The organism is Mesorhizobium sophorae (assembly GCF_002270415.1).
In the GTDB taxonomy this organism is placed as follows: Bacteria; Pseudomonadota; Alphaproteobacteria; order Rhizobiales; family Rhizobiaceae; genus Mesorhizobium; species Mesorhizobium sophorae.
In genome coordinates this window covers 350,048-366,179 of record NZ_NNRI01000021.1, presented here as the reverse complement: position 1 = coordinate 366,179, position 16,132 = coordinate 350,048, and the positions used below count along the sequence as shown (strand labels likewise).

Genomic DNA, 16,132 nt, shown 5'->3' with positions numbered 1-16,132 from the left:
CAGAGGGAGCGCGGCGCCAAGCGCGGCGGCGCGCAGTATTTCGTATCGCTCCGTGGCGCGGGACTGCATCGCGCAATGCAATTGCGCACCGCCACTGATGGTTACACCGTTTTTTTTTCGCCGAGCGCACGCTCGATTGTTCTGGGGTGGACATCGAGTCCGAACTCTGTCCGGAGCCGGTTCGTCAGTTCGCGTGCCCGAATGGGCTCGCCCGGAACCACCTGGGCCCTGAGGAAGGCCAGCACTTCGCTCTGGATCTTGTGCGGGCCGTGCGGGCCGCGCTTCCTCGGTACTAGGCCGGCCAGACCCGCGTCCTCGAAGTCGGCTTTGGCCTGGTAGAAGGTCGGCCGGGAGACGCCATATTCGTCGGACACCTCCGTTACCGACATTTTGTCGACCGATACGCGCCGCAGCATCTCGTACTTCACCTGCACGATGTCGCGCGGATCGAAGAAGCCGTCCTCCCGGAACTTCTGATCGCCGATTTTTTCCGGGGCTGGATTGAGCGTGCCATCCTCGGCCAAAGCGCTGCCTTTCGATTGCCTGTGTTTGACGCTGTCCGACACCTGCGCCGCCCCCGATGCCGACTCAATTGACGTAATTATAAATATGTCGCGTATGGCTAAACCGTCAAGCGGATATCTGTCAACAAATCGAGTATAATCTCTGCTAATACGGCACATTCAGCGAAGTTCCCATGGGTTTTGCGGCGTTATTTTCCTTGCAACATCGGCAAAATTTCCCTTACAATCTTGCGGCGTTGCGCATCTCCCTTGCGATATGAGGCGCTCTACGAGACCGCTGAGTTCCAGTAGGTCGGTGAGGCTGCACAGTGCGCGCCCGTTTCCCGCGATAACCTCAAGGCTGGGGCCTGCTGCATCGGTCCATTGCGGCGGAACAGTGCAAATCCGGCCATCGTCAAAGCGCAGCAGCAATAGCTTGCCCCCTCGGTTACCGCGCTTCCCAACGCAGGCACCTCGCTGCCCGGAATACGGATGAAAGGGGTGAGTCACTGTCACAAACTGCGACGGGGACGATGAACCGCCTGCATTTCCAAGTGAGTTACAAGCGGCTCGAGAAGGGCCGCTTCATTTGGCCCCAGGCGAAGGACGGTGCAGTGTCGCTGACGAGCGCTCAGCTGTCGTGTTTGCTCGACGGGATTGACTGGCGCAACCCGCAATACAGCTGGCGTCCGGCGAGCGCGGGATAGGACGCGGATTTCCTCAGCCAAAGCGGCATTTTTCGGTTGCACCGAGAGACAGGTGCTGATTCATTTCGGCCATGGAAGCCGCCGTTTCGCCCCTGCCGGACGATGTCGAAGCGCTGAAGGCGCTGGTTGTTTCGATGGGCGCCGAACTTGCCGCCGCGAGGGCCAAGGCGTCGGCTACGGAAGCTCTGATCGCGCACCTCAAGCTGCAGATCGCCAAGCTCAGGCGCGAGCAGTATGGCCCAGCGCCGAGCGCAGCCGCCGGCTGCTCGACCAACTGGAGTTGCAACTCGAGGAACTCGAGGCCACCGCCAGCGAAGATGACCTTGCCGCCGAGGCGGCGGCGACCAGGACGACCCGTGTCACCGCCTTCGAGCGCAAACGGCCGGCGAAGAAGCCGTTTCTCGAGCATCTGCCGCGTGAGCGCATCGTCATCCCCGCGCCATGTTCGTGCCCGACTTGCGGCGGGACGCGGCTTTCGAAGCTCGGCGAGGACGTGACCGAGACGCTGGAGGTGATCCCGCGTCAGTGGAAGGTCATCCAGACGGTGCGCGAGAAGTTCTCGTGCCGGAACTGTGAGACGATCACCCAGCCGCCGGCGCCGTTCCATGTCGTGCCGCGTGGCTGGGCAGGTCCTGGCTTGCTCGCCATGCTGCTGTTCGACAAGTACGGCCAGCATCAACCCTTGAACCGCCAGGCTGAACGTTTCGCTCGCGAGGGCGTGCCACTGAGCCTGTCGACGCTCGCCGACCAGGTTGGCGCGGCCACTTTCGCGCTCATGCCCCTCTATCGCCGGATCGAGGCTCATGTTCTCGCCGCCGACCGATTGCACGGCGACGACACAACGGTGCCGGTCCTCGCCAAGGGCAAGACCGATATCGGCAGGCTGTGGGTCTATGTCCGCGACGACCGGCCATTCGGCGGCGCCGATCCGCCCGCCGCGCTGTTCCACTATTCGCGCGACCGCCGTGGCGAACATCCGCGAGCGCATCTCGACAGCTGGTCCGGGATCCTGCAGGCAGACGCCTATGGCGGCTATGGCGAACTCTACGCTGCCGATCGTCGCCCAGGGCCTGTGCTCGAAGCGGGCTGCTTTGCCCATGCGCGCCGCAAGTTCTTCGAACTTGCCGATGTCGAGGGATCAGCGCGCAAGAAGAGCCGCGGCGAACGGACAAGGGACGATCTCCCCGATCGCACTGGAGGCCGGTGCAGCGCCTCGATGTCCTGTTCGATATCGAGCGCGAGATCAACGGATTGAGCGCCGAAGCGCGTGCCTGCGCTCGCCAGGAGCGCAGCGCTCCACTGATGGAGGACCTTCACGCTTGGCTGATCGCCCAGCTTGCCAAGCTCTCGCGCAACCACGATCTCGCCAAGGCCATCAACTACATGCTGCGCCGATGGCCGGCGTTTACCCGCTTCCTCGACGATGGCAGGATCTGCATTACGAACAATGCGGCTGAACGGGCCTTGCGCTGCGTCCCGCTCGGTCGCAAGGCCTGGCTGTTCTGTGGCTCCGATCGTGGAGGCCAGCGCGCTGCCGTCATCTACGCCCTCATCGGCACCGCCAAGCTCAACAATGTCGATCCGCAAGCCTGGCTTACCGATGTGCTTCACCGCATTGCCGGGCACCCCGCCAATCGCCTCGACGAGTTGCTGCCGTGTTGGGGTGGACGGCTCCCAACGGCATCGCAATGTGCCAGAATGAGTTCGTTGAAAGCTCAATCGAGGGAGACCGTCCGTGGAAGAGATTATCAGAATTGGCATGGATACGTCAGTGCGCCGGGAGACTGGCAAGGAGTAGGAGGTGAAAGTCCACCACGATGAAGGGCTAGCAACCCATATCGGCCCCAAGCCGTGCGCAGGCAACCGTGAGGATGTCGGCGAAGCGTCGGTAGGGGAGCGTGCAGGCCAGCCATTGAGCCGCGAAAGTCCAAAATCCCGGGTGCCGACGGCGTTGACGTTCCGGAAGGCAATACGATTGAGCGCGTTACGCGAGCGCTCAGCCGACCCGGCGTGGTCTGAGACCCTGGCATGCACGGAAGCTCCTTGTACGGGAACCGGGAGATCTCTGGATTGGCCACCCAACCCGTCCTGCGGGTGGATGGTCCGCAGTGGGAAGGCGAGGAGTCGTAGCCGCTGATGAACGATCCAGAGAAGTCTGACTTCGGCATAGTAGCTGTGAAGCCGACGAACAAAGCCGGGCGACCGGTGGCGGAGTTGGTGGAGCGAAGGCCGGGGACCAAGGGGAACGCGGAACAGCAACGCATGCACCGGACACAGGGCCGGGATCGCATGTCCCAGTCGCTGGATCGCGTACGGAAAGCCGCAAGGCTGAGGAAGAAGGACAGGTTCACCGCGCTCTTCCACCATATCACTGTCGACGCACTCCGGACGGCGTTCTACGCGCTCAGGCGCAAGGCCGCCCCCGGGGTGGATGGCATGACATGGCAGGACTACGAGGCAGAGCTTGAGCCCCGGCTCATCGATCTGCACGCCCGGGTCCAACGGGGAGCGTACCGCCCGCAACCGTCACGCCGGACGTTTATACCGAAGGCAGATGGGAAGCAGCGGCCGCTGGCAATCGCAGCTCTGGAAGACAAGATTGTCCAAGGGGCGACCGTCATGGTGCTCAACGCCATCTATGAAGGCGACTTCTGCGGCTTCTCCTACGGGTTTCGACCGGGGAGAGGGCCGCACGATGCGCTGGATGCGCTGTGCGTCGCGATCGACCATCGGAAAGTGAGCTGGATAATTGACGCCGACATCCAAAACTTTTTCGGGGCGGTCAGTCAGAAATGGCTGGTTCGCTTCCTGGAGCATCGGGTCGGCGATAAGCGCATCATCCGCCTGATCCAGGAATGGTTGAAGGCAGGTATTCTCGAAGACGGGGTCGTGACCGTAGACGACAAGGGGACGGGTCAAGGCTCGGTGATCTCACCGCTCCTCGGCAATATCTACCTGCACTACGTACTCGATCTGTGGGCGAAACGCTGGCGACAGCACGACGCCGCCGGCGACATGGTCATCGTGCGCTATGCCGATGACCTGGTGGTCGGCTTCGAGCGCGAGGACGACGCCCGTCGATTCCTCGATGCGATGCGCGCGAGGCTTGAGGAGTTCGAACTGTCGCTCCATCCGGACAAGACCCGCCTGATTGAGTTTGGTCGCTTCGCGGCGGCTAATCGCAAGCGGCGCGGCCTCGGGAAGCCGGAGACCTTTATGTTTCTCGGGTTCACGTTCATCTGCGGCAAATCGCGCAGCGGGCGCTTCCAGCTTCAACGGAAGACCCGCGGCGACCGCATGCGGACGAAGCTCAGGAACATAAAGGAGGAGCTGTGGCGTCGGATGCACTGGCCCATACCCGAACAGGGGAAATGGCTAAGGCAGATCGTGAGCGGGCATTTCGCCTACTTCGCGGTGCCGACAAACGCGCGCGCTTTAGCCGCGTTTCGGCACCATGTGGAAGAACTCTGGAGGCGCACGCTTCGGCGGCGTAGCCAGAAGGACGGATTCACATGGGGCCGGACCACAAAAGTGACAGAACACTGGCTCCCGAAGCCACGCATCCTTCATCCATGGCCCGACGTGCGCTTCGCCGTCACACACCCAAGGTAGGAGCCCGGTGCCTTAATTGGGCTCGCCGGGATCTGAGCGGGGGGCGCCCGGTAACGGGCGTCCCTACCGCGAAAAGAGCGTTTTCCAATTGCATGGCGTGAACGCAGGCGAGCAACCAGTCCTTCGCAAGAAGCTTTCGCGTAGGGAGATGGTGAAATTCTTCGAGAAAACGCCGCCGACTACTATCGCACTCGAAGCCTGTGGAGGCTCTCATCATTGGGCGAGGCTGTTAAGTTCGTTCGGTCATGAGGTGAAATTGATAGCGCCTCAGTTGGCGAAACCTTATGTGAAACGCGGCAAGAACGACGCGGCGGACGCGGAAGCTTTGTGTGAGGCGATGAGCCGACCGACGATGCGCTTCGTGCCGGTGAAGACCGCGGACCAGCAGGCGGCGTTGATGCTGGTCGGTTTGCGAGAGAGACTCATTCGCAATCGGACACAGCTCGCCAACGCCATTCGCGGTTTTGCCATGGAGTTCGGCATCGTCGCGGCCACGGGCATGTGCCGCATCGAACCGTTGTTGGAGCGGATTGCGGCGGATCAATCCCTGCCTGAATTGGCCCGCGAGCTTTTTGTCATGCATGGCATTGAATATCGAGATTTGCTGGCTGAAACGAAAGCCGTCGAGGAAAAACTGACCACGTTGCACCGCTCCAATGAATGCAGCAGGCGCCTGGCCGAAATTCCGGGTGTCGGGCCGGTCGGCGCATCGCTTTTGATGATGAAGACCCCAGATCCCCGAACGTTCAAGTCGGGTCGCGATTTTGCCGCTTGGATAGGCCTCACGCCCAAAGACCATTCGACCGCAGGCAAGGTCAGACTGGGGGTGATCACACGTGCTGGCGACGAAATGCTGAGGAGCATATTGGTGGTTGGCGCAACTGCCCTTCTTCAGCATGTCAGAGCAGGTCGAAGCAGACATGCTTCCCGATGGCTGATCGAACTCCTGCAACGGAAGAAACCAAAGCTGGTTGCGGTGGCGCTCGCCAACAAGATCGCCCGTATTGCGTGGAAGCTCATGGTGAGCGGCGAGGCGTATCGGCGGACAGAGGAGCAAACGTAAGCAACATAGGAATTGGTCATCACGGTGAGCAGAATAGAATGCTACTGTGTTGAGCTGATGCTGTGAACTTGCAAGAGAAAAGCAGATGGTGCGATCGATCGATCCAAGACGCGTGATACTCCGTCAGTTCCATTGGCCTTTCAAGGTCGTTGCCGTGTTAGGAACATGCGTTGCGGAAACCATCTTGGCCAGTGGTCATGTGCGACCACACACAAAGGCCGCACATATGGAAGCAAGCGATCCGATCAAAAATATCTGTAAAAAACACTTGCAAGTGGGAGCCGTCCACATATGGAACTGGCGGTCCAAGCCCGCCGCAATCGCAGCCTGACAATGCACATCAACAAAATCCATTCCGTGCGAACCACCGCGCTCGTCGCCCGGGACCTCGGCGAAGATGAGGACTGGCTCGGCCAAATCGCTATCGAAATGGAACCCGAGGACGGTCTGATCCGGGTCTACGGGCCAGACCACGAAGACGGCGTCATGGCCTTCTCCGAATTCGGCATCGAAAGCCTTCAAAACCTCATCGCCATCCATCGCGACGGAAACAAATAGGTCCGTCCGCGTCCCTCACCGGAGGGATACGCCGGGAGTGGAAAAACCCCGATTTCTTAAGATCGATGCCACGGCCGCTCTTCTATCGCATTTCTCGTCACTGCAGGCCCGTGTCTTTTCCCGGTCGGGCGCAGCGCCTGCAGTTTGTTGCTGCTTCGAGGCGGGGCGTGACGGCTTCTGGCTACACCGATTGCTGACCGCCCACGGAATCACCAATCATGTGCTCGAGCCGACCAGCATTCTCGTCAATCGTCGTGCCCGTCGGGCCAAGACCGACCGGCTCGATGCGGAAGGCATGCTGCGCGTGCTTGCGGCCTGCCTTCAAGGGGACCGACAGGTTTGCAGCACGGTGTGCCGACGCCCGATGAGGAGGACGCCAAACGCATTCACCGCGAGCGCGAGCACCTGGTGCAGGAGAGGCTGCGCATCGAGAACCGCATCCAGGCATTGCTGTTCACACAGGGGATCCACAAGAGGCCTTCTCTACGCACATGGGAGCGTGATCTTGCTGCTGTCCGAACTGGTGATGGCCGTGAATTGGCGCACCATCTTCGGGCTGAGTTGGACCGCCTGCGTCGCCGGCTCGTCATCACGTTGGAGTTGATCCGGGAGGTCGAAGCCGAACGCGACGAGGTGGCCAACGCCAATCCGAAAGACCAGGCTTGCGGAAAGATTGCAAGCCTGTGCCTTATCCGCGGCGTCGGTGCAAACTTCGCCGCTGTGCTTACGCGGGAGGTCTTTTACCGTTCGTTTGATAATCGGCGGCAACTTGCTAGCCCGGAAAATTCAGTGCGCCCCGATGGCGCGTATCACCAGTGGAGGAAGGTTCCACCCAGATAGTAGTCGATTGGTCTGGTAGCTGACGAGCGGCTCGGTCGGGTAACTGGCCGGGTCGAAGCCTCGTGACAAAGGCCGCCTTGGGCGGTTGAGCAATCCGATGGGCCGTAACGTGAGTGAAGCCTGAGCAGGTCTCGAAAGTGATGATGTGGATGCCGACCCGCCTGAATTTCGGGGAAGGCCGGGCGAACGGGGAAGCAATCGACATGTGCACCCGTTCGATCCGCCGGGGTAATGGGCACGGCACGTCGGAAGGGTGATGCGGGTAACGGGGGAGACCCGCTCGGCATGAGGGTAGCGGCCTCAACGCAGCCGTCAGGGCGGCGGTGCCGGTGGGAGTCGGACAGGGTCATAATACCGCTGAAGCCGGGTAATGCCGGTGGAGGGAAGGGCCCTGACTTCTGGTGTGCTTTCGAAGTTGGTTAGGAGGGGGTGATTGGCGATGAGCCTCGAAACACCCGAAAAGATCAGGCACCTGCAGAGGAAGCTGTATCGTAAGGCGAAGGCGGAGCCCGCTTTCCGCTTCTACGTGCTTTACGACAAGATCTGCCGTGAGGACATGCTGCGCCATGCCTATGCGCTGGCCCGCGCCAATGCGGGTTCGCCGGGCGTGGACGGCGTGACATTCGCGAAGATCGAGGCGGAAGGCGCGGAGAGGTGGCTGGCGGGCCTGCGCGAGGAACTTGTCTCGAAGACCTACCGGCCGCAGCCGGTGCGACGGGTGATGATCCCGAAGCCGGGGGGCGGCGAACGTCCGCTCGGCATCCCGACCATTCGGGACCGGGTGGTTCAGACCGCCGCCAAGCTGGTGCTGGAACCGATATTCGAGGCGGACTTCGAGGATGGTGCCTATGGCTATCGGCCCAGACGCAGTGGGACCGACGCAATCAAGGAAGTGCACCGGCTTGTCTGCCGGGGCTACACGGACGTGGTAGACGGTAAGCGGTTAGCTGACGGCGTCTGGTTTGAAGTTCCAGGGCATGAGCAGTTCGATTTTGGCTGCGGGCCAGCGCTGAGCGATGCGGGTCAAGGTCTGGGAGAGCCAGGCGAGTGGGTCGACGCCATTCATTTTACAGGTTTGCAGAAGTGTCGCGACGGTCGCCCAGGTGCGTCCACCGCCCTCGCTTCCAGCGAAGAGACTATTTTTTCTCGTAATTGTCTGGGGCCTGATTGCACGCTCGACGATATTGGAGTCGATCTCGATACGACCGTCCATCAGAAAGCGTTCCAGCGCCTCCCGCCGGATGAGCGCGTAGCGGATCGCCTCGGCAGTCTTGGATTTTCCGGAGACCTTGTGCAGTTCTTTTTCCCACAGGTCGAAGAGGCTCGCGACAATGGCCGCGGACTTTTCCTGACGCAGCGCGGCGCGGCTCCCAGCATCCTTGCCGCGAACCTCGTCCTCGACCTTCCACAATTCGGTCATGGCGGTGATCGTTACCGTCGCGGCCTGTGAGATCCCGCTGATGTGCAGATCGTAAAACTTGCGCCGCAGATGCGCCCAGCACCCTGCGAGCCGGATTGTTTCATTGCCGCCGGCTTTGGCCCGTGCCTTGACCAGGTTAGTATAGGCCGAGTAGCCGTCCACTTGCAGGATGCCCCCGAATCCAGCGAGGTGACGCGCCACGCAATCGGCGCCTCTGCTATCTTCAAAGCGATAAGCAACCATCGGTGGGCTGGTCCCGCCGAACGGTCGATCATCACGCGCGTAGGCCCACAACCAGGCTTTCGTGGTTTTCCCGGACCCAGGGGCAAGGGTGGGCAAGGTCGTCTCGTCGGCGAAGACCCTTTCGCCCTCCTTCACACGCTCCAGGATATAATCGGCGAGCATCTGCAATTCAAAGCCCAGATGTCCCATCCACTGCGCCATCAGCGACCGGCTGATCTCGACACCGTCGCGCAGATAGATTGCCTCCTGCCGGTAAAGCGGAAGGCCGTCGGCGTATTTCGAGACAGCGATATAGGCGAGCAACCGCTCCGTCGGCAGGCCGCTTTCAACGATGTGCGCCGGCGCCAGAGCCTGGACCACGCCGTCACGGCCCCGGAAAGCGTATTTGGGACGGCGCGTCACGATGACTCGGAACTTCGGCGGCACGACGTCCAGCCGCTCGGATCGATCCTCGCCGATCAGAACCTTTTCCAACTCCTCGCAGTCGGCCGGGATTTCCGGCTCGATAACTTCCTCGATGCGTTCGAGGTGGGCGGCAAAACCCTTGCGCGGGCGCGGGGCACGCTTCGGCTTTTCCCCGGCCGCGTGAGCAAGTTCGCTCCGGATCGCCGAAAGGCCGGTCTCGACCTCCTCGAAGACAAAGGAGGCCTGCTCGTCGTCGATGGCCAGGCGTAGCCGCTCGGAACGCGTGCCATGTTGCGTGCGCTGCAAAACTTTCAGGATCGACGTGAGGTTGGCAATACGCTCGTTGGCGCTTTTCTCGACGGCTTTCAGCCGGGCGACCTCCGCCTCAGATGCTGCGATCCGAGCTTCGGCGACTGCGATCCGGGCCTCGCTCGCAGCCTGCTCGCGAGCCATGGAAAGGATCATCGCCTTCAGCGCATCAACGTCGTCGGGAAGGGCAAGATCCGGTAGAACCATGGCAAGCAACAGAGCACAAAAACAGCCGCTTTCCCAACCGTTACAGCCCCATGATTCATCTTGCCGCAGGCCGGTTTCAGCCCGTCGATAACGGCCGCCTGACCCTGGCCGGACGGATCTTTTTCCAGTCTAGCCCGGCCAGAAGCGCCATCAACTGGGCGTGGTCGAGACGCATGCGCGCGGCCGATATCGCAGACCAGCAGAAGCTGTGATCTTCCAGAGTCTTCGAATAAAGACACACCCCGCTGCCGTCCCACCACACGATGCGAACCCGGTCCGCACGCTTCGAACGGAATACGTGAAGCGCCCCCGAGAACGGGTCCAGGCCGCCGTCCCTGACCAGCGCCATCAAAGATGCCGCGCCCTTGCGGAAGTCGACCGGCTGGCACGACACGTAAACCACCACACCGGAAGCGATCATGCCTTGCGAACCGCGCGGATGATCCTCGCCAGGCGATCGGGATCAACATCGCCGCCGGCGCGCACCACGGCATCGCCAATGACGATTTCCACCGTGCCGCTGCCCACCGCTTCAAAGCGCGTGAACTTCGCCGGCTTGCTCGCTGCCTCCGTCAGTGGCGCAACCATGCCCGACGAAAGCGCCTTGCGGCGCCACGCATAGAGCTGCGAGGGATCCAGCCCCTCGGAACGCGCAACCGCCGACACATTGCCCCCTGGCGAGAACGCTTCGGCGACAAGCCGTGCCTTCTCGTCTTCCGACCGATGGCGCGGCTTGCGTCGGGACGGCACAGGCTCCGCCGTCAAAATCTCGAATGTTCGATGATGGCTCATACTGTCGCTCACAGGATTCTCCGCATGATTCATGCTGAAAATGAGCGATCAACCGCCTGCACGCTACGTGGGGATGCCTACGCGCTTACGGTAGACGCCGATTTGTCGAAATACTTCGACACGATTCCGCATTCGGACCTCCTCACATCGGTGGCCCGGCGCATTGTCGACCGGCACGTGCTGCGGCTGATCAAGCTGTGGCTGAAAGCGCCGATCGAAGAGCGGGACGGTGACGGGAAACGGCACGTGAGCGGTGGTAAGAGCAGCACGCGCGGCACGCCGCAAGGTGGGGTCGCAAGTCCGCTGCTCTCGGTCATCTACATGAACCGGTTCCTGAAACATTGGCGGCTCACCGGACGCGGCGAGGCGTTCCGTGCGCATGTCATCTCCTATGCCGATGACTTCGTCATCCTCAGCCGCGGGCACGCGGACGAGGCGCTGGCGTGGACACGTTCGGTGATGACAAAACTCGGGCTGACGCTGAACGAGGCGAAGACCTCGCTGAAGGATGCCCGCACGGAGCCTTTCGACTTCCTTGGCTATACGTTCGGACCTCACCGCTACCGGAAAGACGGCCATTGGTACCTGGGTGCGAGCCCATCCAAGAAGAGCGTGCAACGGATCAAAACGAAGATTGGCGATCACTTGGTAAACGGCAACAAAGAGCCGTGGCCCGTGGTCTGCACCCAGCTGAACAGGCTTCTGCGCGGCTGGTCAGGCTACTTTGGCTATGGAACACGCTTGCCGGCCTATCGAGCGGTCGACAACCACGTCTATGACCGTGTTCGCGCCTTCCTGCGCAAACGGCACAAGGTGCAAGGACGCGGCACACAGCGTTTCTCCGACGACATTGTCTTCGGAAAACTTGGTGTCCTGCGTCTTCGACGCGTGCACATTGGACCGCCGCCGCGTGCCTCACGATGAAACCAGTCGGAAAGCCGGATGCGGGAAATCCGCACGTCCGGTTTGATGAGCGGGGAAGGGAGACGGAGCGAGGCCAACACGGCCCAAGCCACCGCGCCCCTCCTCGACTCTACGGGGGGGTTGGCGGATGTGGTGCAAGCCGTTGAAATGACGTAGGATTTGGTTGTCGAAGCCGATCCGAACCATTTCCCGGAGACCGCACCCGCCATGAATGATCTTACGCTGCCGCTGGCCGGTTTGTCATCTGTCGGTGGCAAGTCCGTGATCGCCCGTTTCGACGGCGGCATGCTGTCGTCCAACAGTGGGGTTCTGGCTCTGGCCGAGGTGGAAAAGCGGCTGCGTGTCGCCGAGCGTCTGGCGCGCTGCATCGATGATCCGCGCTGCCCGGACCAGGTCATCCATAGCGTGGCCGATATGATCGGCTTTCGCATGAAGATGATTGCCGCCGGCTACGAGGATGGCAACGACGCCAACCGGCTGCGCTGCGATCCGATCTTCAAGATGGCCCAGGATGCGCTGCCTTCGGGTCGGGATCTGGCCTCTCAATCGACGATGTGCCGGCTGGAGAACCTGCCTGGCGTGCGGGAACTGGTCGTTATGGGCCCGTGCGATGGTCGACCTCTATTGCTCTTCCTTCCGCCAGGTTCCGAAGCGGATCGTGCTCGACATTGACGACACTTTTGACGCCGTGCATGGCGGCCAGCAATTGCGGCTGTTCAATGCCCATTACGACGAATACGGCTTCCAGCCGATTGTTGTGTTCGATGGCGACGGCCGGTTCGTCGGTGCGGTCCTGCGACCAGCGAAGCGGCCGAGCGGGGCTGAAATCCGCCCCCACCTGCGCCGCCTGGTGCGGGCGATCCGGAGCAACTGGCCGAACACCGGCATCCTTATCCGGGCCGACGGGCATTACTGCAGCCCGCAGGTCATCGACTGGTGCCGCGCCAACGATGTCGACTTCATCCTCGGCGTGGCGCCCACCACGACCCTGCGCAAGCATGTCGCGGACCTGGAGAGCAGCACGATGGCGCGTTTTGAAGTGTCATCGAAGACGAACAAGGTCCGCCGCTTCAAGGAGTTCCTGGATGGCGCCGCCAGTTGGAGCCGCGTAGAGCGCATCATCGCCCGCGTCGAGGTCGGCGCCCAAGGTGCCGATACCCGCTTCATCGTCACCAACCTTGCAAGTGGCAAGGCCAAGGCGCTCTACGAGGATGTCTACTGCCGGCGCGGCGCTGCCGAGAACCACATCAAGTCGTGGAAGACGCATCTCGCCGCCGACCGCACCTCCTGCACAAGAGCGACGGCCAACCAGTTCCGGCTATTCCTGCATGCCGGCGCCTACTGGTTGATGTGGGGCTTGCGCGCCGCGATGCCGAAACGCTCGAGCTTGCCGTCGCCCAATTCGACACGCTGCGATTGCGCCTCATCAAGATCGCCGCCCGCGTGGTCGAGATGAAAACCCAGATCCGCCTGCACCTGCCGACGTCCTGCCCCGACCAGCGCATCCTGCGCATCGTCCTCAGTCGCATCCCGCAACTCGCGACATAAACGATGGGACGCAGACGTCCCGAAACAAACCCGCCGACCTCAACCCGCAAACCCCCGCCTTCCATCACGACGGATCATCGCCGGCGCCCGACGAGGCTTGTCAAAATGCACTCCGAGGGCGGCCAGATCGCCGATGCAGGCCGCCGAAAGCCGATCGCCGTGCATCAAGCGGGTTAGCTATGTCGGCATCACGCCGATGCCTTACCAAAGTGGCGGCATGGACAGGGATCGGCGCATCAGTCGAGCCGGGAATCCCCGCGCGAGAACAACGATGATCCAGCTTGCCTGGCTTTGGCTTCGCTACCAGCCTGGCAGCGACCTGGCCAAGTGGTTTCGCGATCGCGTCGGGACGCTGACGGGACGCACGCGCCGGATCGCGATCGTGGCGATGGCGCGAAAACTGCTGATCGCACTCTGGCGCTATGCCGAAGACGGGGTGGTGCCGGCCGGCGCCGACATTCGCACCGAAGAACCAGCAGCGGCATAGATGACAAGGATTCGCCGCCGACACTGCTCGGTTCGGCGGCGACTAGGGGAGCGCGACCGTCTTCTTCTTTGGCAGCCTGTCGCTGCCGCGTTTCAGGTGGGTCGTGTCTCGCCGGGGCTACGTCTCGTGCAAGAGGCATTGTGGTGCGCGTCCGTGTAAAGGCGCGACCGTAAGTAAGGTGACGCGGCATTCGCTGCGGGAAACTCAAGCTCCGGACCCAAACGATGTCGACGCAGGACCATCCTCAAGCGGAGAAGCAAATGCAATAATCGCGTTGACAGTCGAACCCTCATGTAAAGACGAAGCCAGCATTGGCCAGAAGAACGGTGTCGTGCGGCAATGGGCCAGGCGTGGCACGCGGCCCCGTCAACCGGCCGATCAGCGCTACAAGTCGGCATACCTGTTCGGCGCCATCTGCCCGGCGCGTGGGACCGGGGCGGCGCTGGCGCTGCCCTTCGCCGACACCGAGGCCATGCAGCTTCATCTCGACGAGATCAGCCGCCATGTCGCAAGACGAGCCCATGCCGTTCTGCTGCTCGACCGCGCAGGCTGGCACACCACCGCCAAACTGAAAGTGCCGAAGAACATCACGCTAATCTTCCTGCCGCCCCGCGCGCCGGAGCTGAACCCCGTCGAGAAGGTTGGCAGTATCTGTGCCAGAACTGGGCTCTCAAATCGCGTCTTCGAAGGCTACGACGCCATCATCGACGCCGCGTGCGGGGCCTGGCGCGAGCTCATCGAACGACCAAAGACCATCACATCAATCGGAATGCGCGAATGGGCTCACGTCGGTCAATCAAATTGACCGTTGGTATTACTTGACGAAGCGCGCCGGCAGCTCGGACCCGCCGTCTCTATAGTCTTGATCTCCATACCCGCCTCTGCCGGTTTCTATGAAAGGATTGGAATGACGCGCATCCCGGACGCGTTCTGGTTTCTGCGCGAATTCTAGTCTAACCTACCGCGAGCGTCACGAACGCGCCACTTGCGGAACGACTCTGCGCCACGAAGATTTGCCGCGGAGCGCTGGCGGATGGACAATCCTCGATAATGGTCCCGCGTTTCTCCGCGCGATCAACGACCTGAAAAAATATGCCTGCCTGCGAGGTGCATACTTGTTCACGCCCTGGCCATCTGAAAACGCGATGCCACAGCTCCGGACTTTATATTGGCGAACTCCATGCTAAGTGACGCATAGTTGGGAAATAGGGGTGGACCAGATGCGTTTGAAACAAATCGAGCGAACGAAATGCAGATCAAAGACGTCCTTCTCGCACTTGGCAACGGCGCATTTTTCTATGACGACCAAGCTGCCATCAGAGCCGGCGCAATCCAGGACGGCTTCAGCTATCTTGGCGAACCGATAACGCCGGGATTCACGTCCATTCGCGTTCCGGCAAATTCGCTGAGCATCGGGCTTGTCCTCACTGACGACACCGTTGTCTGGGGCGACATGATGAACGTTCAGTACTCTGGTGCAGGTGGGCGCGATCCTCTGTTCGACACCAAACAAATCTCAAATCTAACATCACGCGTGGTTGCGCCGCGGCTTCTTGATGTCGATGCATCTCACTACCTTGAGGCCTGCGCGAAGGTTTTCGAGCCATACGAACACAAGTGGCTACCCCTCGCTATCGAGTACGGGGTAAGCCAAGCGCTGCTTAGGGCGGCGGCCCACCTCTGCCGCGGGACCATGGCAGAGGTCGTGTGTGCGGAATTTGACCTCGCGCTGCCGACGCGCAGGGTCCCGATTTATTGCCAAAGCGGTGACGCACGCGAACTCAACGTCGATAAAATGATCCTGAAGGCAGTCGATGTGCTACCCCACGGCCTGATCAACTCACGGCAGAAATTCGGCGTCAACGGCCAGACCTTCATGGAGTTCGTGAAGTGGGTTGCAACGCGTACGCGTCAAATCGGCTGCCGGGGATATCATCCGGTGCTGCATTTCGATGTGTATGGCTGGATCGGCCAGGAATTCGGCCTGAAGCCGCAAAGCATCGCCGACTTTATCTGCAAGGTTGCAGACACCGTCCCGGGTTTCACGCTCAACATCGAGGCCCCGGCGGATTTTGGTTCGACGCAAGCTCAAATTGAGAACTACGCCAAGATCGTATCGATTTTGGACAAGCGGGGTTCCAGGGCGCGCATTGTCGTTGATGAAAGATGCAATACGCTTGAGGATATCCGGCACTTTGCCGAAGCGAAGGCTGCGCATCTGGTCCAAATCAAGACTCCAGACGTCGGCTCGCTCGCCGATACGGCGCGCGCCGTTCTCATCTGCAAGGAAAACAAGGTCGGAGCGTATGTCGGGGGAAGCTGTACCGAGACGGATCTCTCCGCCCAAGCTTCTGTCCACGTATCGGTGGCAACCCAGGCAGACATGATGCTTGCAAAGCCGGGAATGGGCGTCGACGAGGCATTCTCAATTGTTGGGAACGAACAAAACCGTTTGCTGGCGATGCTGAACCGTCGCCGGACTCAAAACGAAATCATTGGATGAAAAGCACGGTG

At 61.3% G+C, this 16,132-nt stretch carries 11 protein-coding genes and 5 pseudogenes; 11 read left to right on the top strand and 5 right to left on the bottom strand.

Features of this window, described 5'->3' with window-relative positions; all coding sequences use genetic code 11:
- Positions 1–101: 101 nt before the first annotated feature.
- Together CGZ66_RS29975 and CGZ66_RS41840 are read right to left on the bottom strand one after the other, a co-directional pair.
- Complete coding sequence (locus CGZ66_RS29975) at positions 102–524, bottom strand: helix-turn-helix domain-containing protein (RefSeq protein ID WP_245331263.1); 423 nt, start codon at positions 522–524, stop codon at positions 102–104.
- Between the two features lie 159 nt (positions 525–683).
- Entirely contained in the window at positions 684–1,013 is a 330-nt protein-coding gene (locus CGZ66_RS41840) for a DUF5372 family protein (protein WP_167392284.1), read from the bottom strand.
- Between the two features lie 23 nt (positions 1,014–1,036).
- On the opposite strand from CGZ66_RS41840, the gene tnpB (CGZ66_RS29970) reads away from it, so the two are divergent.
- The 6 genes and pseudogenes from tnpB (CGZ66_RS29970) to CGZ66_RS29940 all read left to right on the top strand — a co-directional run.
- Positions 1,037–1,210, top strand: a complete 174-nt coding sequence (tnpB, locus tag CGZ66_RS29970) for an IS66 family insertion sequence element accessory protein TnpB (RefSeq protein WP_095090384.1) — start codon at positions 1,037–1,039, stop codon at positions 1,208–1,210.
- 71 nt (positions 1,211–1,281) lie between these two features.
- Positions 1,282–2,896 (top strand): annotated as a pseudogene (tnpC, locus tag CGZ66_RS29965) (IS66 family transposase); the annotation flags it as partial.
- Positions 2,897–3,346: 450 nt separating this feature from the next.
- Positions 3,347–4,822: a group II intron reverse transcriptase/maturase gene (ltrA, locus tag CGZ66_RS29955; protein WP_095090362.1), complete on the top strand. Its 1,476-nt coding sequence runs from the start codon at positions 3,347–3,349 to the stop codon at positions 4,820–4,822.
- Positions 4,823–4,838: 16 nt separating this feature from the next.
- Entirely contained in the window at positions 4,839–5,885 is a 1,047-nt protein-coding gene (locus tag CGZ66_RS29950; RefSeq protein ID WP_095090383.1) for an IS110 family RNA-guided transposase, read from the top strand.
- A gap of 291 nt (positions 5,886–6,176) precedes the next feature.
- The gene (locus CGZ66_RS29945) at positions 6,177–6,443 is read left to right on the top strand and encodes a hypothetical protein (protein ID WP_206073807.1); all 267 of its coding nucleotides are present in this window, start codon (positions 6,177–6,179) and stop codon (positions 6,441–6,443) included.
- 142 nt (positions 6,444–6,585) lie between these two features.
- Positions 6,586–7,220, top strand: a pseudogene (locus tag CGZ66_RS29940) (IS110 family transposase); the annotation flags it as partial.
- A gap of 1,006 nt (positions 7,221–8,226) precedes the next feature.
- On the opposite strand, the gene tnpC (CGZ66_RS29930) reads toward CGZ66_RS29940, so the two are convergent.
- The 3 genes from tnpC (CGZ66_RS29930) to CGZ66_RS29920 all read right to left on the bottom strand — a co-directional run bounded on the left by tnpC (CGZ66_RS29930) (position 8,227) and on the right by CGZ66_RS29920 (position 10,671).
- Complete coding sequence (tnpC, locus tag CGZ66_RS29930) at positions 8,227–9,867, bottom strand: IS66 family transposase (protein WP_095090382.1); 1,641 nt, start codon at positions 9,865–9,867, stop codon at positions 8,227–8,229.
- A 76-nt stretch (positions 9,868–9,943) separates the two neighbouring features.
- Positions 9,944–10,288: an IS66 family insertion sequence element accessory protein TnpB gene (tnpB, locus tag CGZ66_RS29925; RefSeq protein ID WP_023693549.1), complete on the bottom strand. Its 345-nt coding sequence runs from the start codon at positions 10,286–10,288 to the stop codon at positions 9,944–9,946.
- Entirely contained in the window at positions 10,285–10,671 is a 387-nt protein-coding gene (locus CGZ66_RS29920; RefSeq protein ID WP_095090381.1) for a transposase, read from the bottom strand. Before CGZ66_RS29920 ends, tnpB (CGZ66_RS29925) begins: the two co-directional genes overlap by 4 nt.
- Between CGZ66_RS29920 and CGZ66_RS29915 the strand changes: the two genes are divergently transcribed.
- The 5 genes and pseudogenes from CGZ66_RS29915 (at position 10,651) to CGZ66_RS29890 (ending at position 16,121) form a co-directional block, all read left to right on the top strand.
- On the top strand, positions 10,651–11,583 hold the full coding sequence (locus CGZ66_RS29915; RefSeq protein WP_245331297.1) for a reverse transcriptase domain-containing protein: 933 nt from the start codon (positions 10,651–10,653) through the stop codon (positions 11,581–11,583). The genes CGZ66_RS29920 and CGZ66_RS29915 overlap by 21 nt on opposite strands.
- A gap of 207 nt (positions 11,584–11,790) precedes the next feature.
- Positions 11,791–13,131 (top strand): annotated as a pseudogene (locus CGZ66_RS29910) (IS1380 family transposase).
- 175 nt (positions 13,132–13,306) lie between these two features.
- Positions 13,307–13,618 (top strand): annotated as a pseudogene (locus tag CGZ66_RS29905) (transposase); the annotation flags it as partial.
- A 295-nt stretch (positions 13,619–13,913) separates the two neighbouring features.
- Positions 13,914–14,423 (top strand): annotated as a pseudogene (locus tag CGZ66_RS29900) (IS630 family transposase); the annotation flags it as partial.
- 444 nt (positions 14,424–14,867) lie between these two features.
- Entirely contained in the window at positions 14,868–16,121 is a 1,254-nt protein-coding gene (locus tag CGZ66_RS29890; protein WP_095090379.1) for a methylaspartate ammonia-lyase, read from the top strand.
- Positions 16,122–16,132 lie beyond the last annotated feature (11 nt).

Excerpts from the sequence above, each read along its gene's own strand:
- CGZ66_RS29915 (WP_245331297.1), top strand. The coding sequence starts at position 10,651 with ATGGCTCATACTGTCGCTCACAGGATTCTCCGCATGATTCATGCTGAA.
- CGZ66_RS29945 (WP_206073807.1), top strand. The coding sequence starts at position 6,177 with ATGGAACTGGCGGTCCAAGCCCGCCGCAATCGCAGCCTGACAATGCAC.
- tnpB (WP_023693549.1), bottom strand. The coding sequence starts at position 10,288 with ATGATCGCTTCCGGTGTGGTGGTTTACGTGTCGTGCCAGCCGGTCGAC.
- ltrA (WP_095090362.1), top strand. The coding sequence starts at position 3,347 with ATGAACGATCCAGAGAAGTCTGACTTCGGCATAGTAGCTGTGAAGCCG.
- tnpC (WP_095090382.1), bottom strand. The coding sequence starts at position 9,867 with ATGGTTCTACCGGATCTTGCCCTTCCCGACGACGTTGATGCGCTGAAG.
- tnpB (WP_095090384.1), top strand. The coding sequence starts at position 1,037 with ATGAACCGCCTGCATTTCCAAGTGAGTTACAAGCGGCTCGAGAAGGGC.
- CGZ66_RS29890 (WP_095090379.1), top strand. The coding sequence starts at position 14,868 with ATGCAGATCAAAGACGTCCTTCTCGCACTTGGCAACGGCGCATTTTTC.